Origin of the sequence: Chitinophaga sp., assembly GCF_035564935.1 — a bacterium.
GTDB lineage: Bacteria > Bacteroidota > Bacteroidia > Chitinophagales > Chitinophagaceae > Chitinophaga.
In genome coordinates this window covers 1-3328 of record NZ_DATMTE010000030.1, presented here as the reverse complement: position 1 = coordinate 3328, position 3328 = coordinate 1, and the positions used below count along the sequence as shown (strand labels likewise).

At 45.0% G+C, this 3328-nt stretch carries 6 protein-coding genes; 1 reads left to right on the top strand and 5 read right to left on the bottom strand.

What is annotated here, in order from left to right:
- Positions 1 to 908, top strand: a 908-nt coding sequence (locus VN105_RS00955) for an ABC transporter ATP-binding protein (RefSeq protein WP_325637011.1), incomplete at its 5' end; no start/stop codon positions are given.
- A 78-nt stretch (positions 909 to 986) separates the two neighbouring features.
- On the opposite strand, the gene VN105_RS00950 is transcribed toward VN105_RS00955, so the two are convergent.
- The 5 genes from VN105_RS00950 to VN105_RS00930 all read right to left on the bottom strand — a co-directional run.
- Positions 987 to 1358, bottom strand: a complete 372-nt coding sequence (locus VN105_RS00950) for a hypothetical protein (protein WP_325637009.1) — start codon at positions 1356 to 1358, stop codon at positions 987 to 989.
- A complete protein-coding gene (locus VN105_RS00945) occupies positions 1348 to 1833 on the bottom strand; it encodes a sigma factor-like helix-turn-helix DNA-binding protein (RefSeq protein ID WP_325637007.1) in 486 nt (161 codons plus the stop codon). Before VN105_RS00945 ends, VN105_RS00950 begins: the two co-directional genes overlap by 11 nt.
- Positions 1834 to 2210: 377 nt before the next feature.
- Complete coding sequence (locus tag VN105_RS00940) at positions 2211 to 2486, bottom strand: hypothetical protein (RefSeq protein WP_325637005.1); 276 nt, start codon at positions 2484 to 2486, stop codon at positions 2211 to 2213.
- Positions 2487 to 2617: 131 nt separating this feature from the next.
- Positions 2618 to 2923, bottom strand: a complete 306-nt coding sequence (locus VN105_RS00935) for a helix-turn-helix domain-containing protein (RefSeq protein ID WP_325637003.1) — start codon at positions 2921 to 2923, stop codon at positions 2618 to 2620.
- The coding region (locus tag VN105_RS00930; RefSeq protein ID WP_325637001.1) for a response regulator at positions 2920 to 3328 on the bottom strand (409 nt) is incomplete at its 5' end. The genes VN105_RS00930 and VN105_RS00935, both read right to left, overlap by 4 nt.

Sequence of the window (3328 nt, the reverse complement as noted above, 5' to 3'; positions counted from 1 at the left end):
CTTTCCGGCAGTTGCGTACTACATTCCAGGGAATCCTTATCCGGTTTTCCAGTGTTACACAGGGCGCCCTCTACCTGCGCGATTTGTTTGAATTTTTTGAGATACAGCCTAAAATGGTTCCTGTACTTCATCCGCGGGCGTTTCCACGGCCCATTCAACAAGGATTTACTTTCGAGGATGTTGGTTTTAAATACCTTAATGCCGACAAATGGGCCATCAGGCATCTTAACTTCACACTTCATCCCGGCGAAAAGTTGGCGCTGGTAGGAGAGAACGGGGCGGGCAAAACCACCCTTGTGAAACTATTATCGCGCCTCTACGATCCGGTAGAAGGACGTATCCTGCTCGACGGCATAGATCTCAGGGAATATGACCTGCAAGAATTACGTACGCAGGTGGGCGTTATATTCCAGGACTACCAGCGTTACCAGATGACGGTTTCGCAAAACATTGCAGTAGGCAACATTGCCCAAAGCGATAACCTCCCGATGATCGAAGATGCGGCGCGGCAAAGTCTTGCGTTGCCACTTATAGAAAAGATGCCGCTCGGCTACGAGCAGGTGCTCGGTCGCCGCTTTAACCAGGGCATAGAGCTTTCCGGTGGCGAATGGCAGAAGATAGCACTGGCAAGGGCCTACATGAAAGATGCCCAGCTCCTGATACTGGACGAACCCACTTCTGCGCTGGATGCACGGGCTGAATACAATGTATTTCTACGGTTTGCGGATCTTACCCGCGATAAAACCGCAGTGTTGATATCGCATCGCTTTTCCACGGTACGCATGGCTAACCGTATCCTGGTACTGGAACGCGGCACTCTTGTTGAAATAGGGAGTCATGAAGAACTGCTTGCCCGTAAAGGACGGTACGCCGAATTATTTGAGCTGCAGGCTGCCGGTTACAAATAAAGCGCCCCGGAAGGAGACGCTTTATAAAAACCTATGGCGGAAAGAAGAGGTGATTCCTCTTTCCTTACCAGACACAGCTCAGCGGCTGATACCCCTATTGTCTGTTTTTTTATCTGCAGGCGGCGCATCACGGAGATAGCACCATTTTAAAGTAATGGCCAGCAGCAACATGAGCAGGGTAGCAACAACTCCCGCCCAGGGAACCTGTTTCCTTTCCTTCCTTGCGGCTTCAATTTTCTTCCAGGCCTGTTGCGGATGATACCTGCCCATCTGCCTCAGCTCTTCTTTTAAAGTAGCTTCCCTGGTTAGCTCGGCAAACAGCAACCGGTTTTCATCGCTGGCGGCTATCCATACTTCCAGTGCTTCGCTTTCTTCGGCTGAAAGCGTGTTTTCCCAATACTTTACTATTAACCGGGCTCCGTACTGATATGATTCCAGGTCATTCTGCAATGGACAGGAAGAAGTTTAATACGAGAAATGTTTCCGGCTTCAGTCGCCAGTGCAATAACTCCAATGCACGTACTTTTTGTGTTTTCACCCAACTTACCGGCATCGCCATTTCGGCTGCGATCTCCTCATTTTTCAGTTCTTCTACATAGCTCAGCTTGAAAACTTTGCTGCAGCCTTCAGGGAGCGCGGCGATAGCCCGGTTTATTTCCCCGCCTACCTCTGCCTTTATAACGGCTGTTTTAACAGCTGCAGTATGTTGGTTGCAGGCGTTCAGCACTTCTTTATACAGGTAAGTTTTAATTGCGGGGAAATCGTCGTCTTCCTGCTCATAATTTATGAACACTTTTTGAACAATATCCTCTGCTATGGCGGGATTGGTAATTAAAAGACCGGCAAACCGGCAAAGGCGCACGTATAGCAGGTCAAATAATGACTTTAGTTGGAGATGAGATTGTTTTGGACGGTGCGTGGACATTATGGTAAAAATAGGGAGAAAAGAGGGGATTAGCAAAGGGGGGATAAGGAATTATATGTTAAAAGATGAATGGCCGGAAAGATGTAAATGTAGGCCGGGAATCAAAAATTCGCTGATAAATTTCATCGCTGCATTTTTTTCCAAAGACAACCAAATTCCTTTTGGATATTTGAGTTTGATTCAATGCTTTGCACAATCAGTGTTGGCGCTTCTTCCTTGTTATCCTTCGATTTTTGTAAGACCGTAAAAAACTATACAGAGAAAATACCTGAGGTACAATAGGCATACAGCAGCAGGCCCGGAATTGCCGGGCTTGCTGTTCCAACAAAAAGCCCAGCATCTCTGCCAGGCTCATTATATAGATCCATTTTCTGAGGTTATTCGATCTTATACCATGGTAAGCCTTCACTGCCTTTTGGATGGTGGATAGAGGGCCTGATGCTATTCCCATTGATCTCAAACCAGGGAAAAGCACTCCGCCCCTGCGGATGATGCACCGTAGGATACAATTTATCTTCTCTCACTTCATACCAGGGCAAGGAAGCTGATCCGCCAGCATGGTGAACAGTGGCAAAAACATTATTGTCTCTTATTTCATATTCAGCTGATGAACGCACACCGTCGGGATGATGTAATGTTCTAAGAAGTCTCATGGTAAGTGGTTTTGGTATTGAAAAATATGGTTAACTGCTTATAGTCCGGGTTTACTAAACAGAAAACGAATATAGTAAAATATCCGGTTAGGATAACAGGTATTGGAATAAATACAGGGATAAAAAGAGGACTATGGTGTTACGGGCACAATCAGTTTGTACCCTTTACCTCGCACATTACGTATGCCCGAACCGGGATGGTTCTCGATAATCCGCTTAAGCTTGGATATATATACATATAACTTGTCAATATCATGGTTACCTTCTCCGAAAACATTATCCATGATAGTTTCCATGCTTACCAATTCATTTTTATTTTTATACAGGCACCTGTATACTTCCTTAATTCTCTGAGTAACTTTCTTTGTTCGTTTGCTGGAAACATGAAATTCATTATTTCCGGGATCGTAATGGTGCGTTCCTATACTTTCTTTCATAAGATATAATTATTGATATGGATAAAAGACGCTTGTAACTTGCCCGTCAGCTCGCGCAGATTGAATGTTTTAGGGAAATAGTCATTAGCGCCCCCTCTGCCAAATACCTCCGCCGATACTAGCGCAATGTCCTCACCCGATAAATAAAATATAGGGATCTGTTTATCCCTCGCGCGGATACGTTCCCCAAGATCAATTCCATTCAAACGGGGCATCACAATATCCAATAAACACAAATGGAATTTCATTTCGTTAAAAAGCTGCCATGCCTGCTCTCCGTCAAAAGCACTATAAACTTCAAATCCTTGTTGATAAAGTATCTTTTTAACAATACCGGAAAACAACGTATCGTCATCAGCATGTAGAATACGGTTTTTCATAGTTAAACTGATTTTGGTTACGGGT

Excerpts from the sequence above, each read along its gene's own strand:
- VN105_RS00945 (WP_325637007.1), bottom strand. The coding sequence starts at position 1,833 with ATGTCCACGCACCGTCCAAAACAATCTCATCTCCAACTAAAGTCATTA.
- VN105_RS00940 (WP_325637005.1), bottom strand. The coding sequence starts at position 2,486 with ATGAGACTTCTTAGAACATTACATCATCCCGACGGTGTGCGTTCATCA.
- VN105_RS00935 (WP_325637003.1), bottom strand. The coding sequence starts at position 2,923 with ATGAAAGAAAGTATAGGAACGCACCATTACGATCCCGGAAATAATGAA.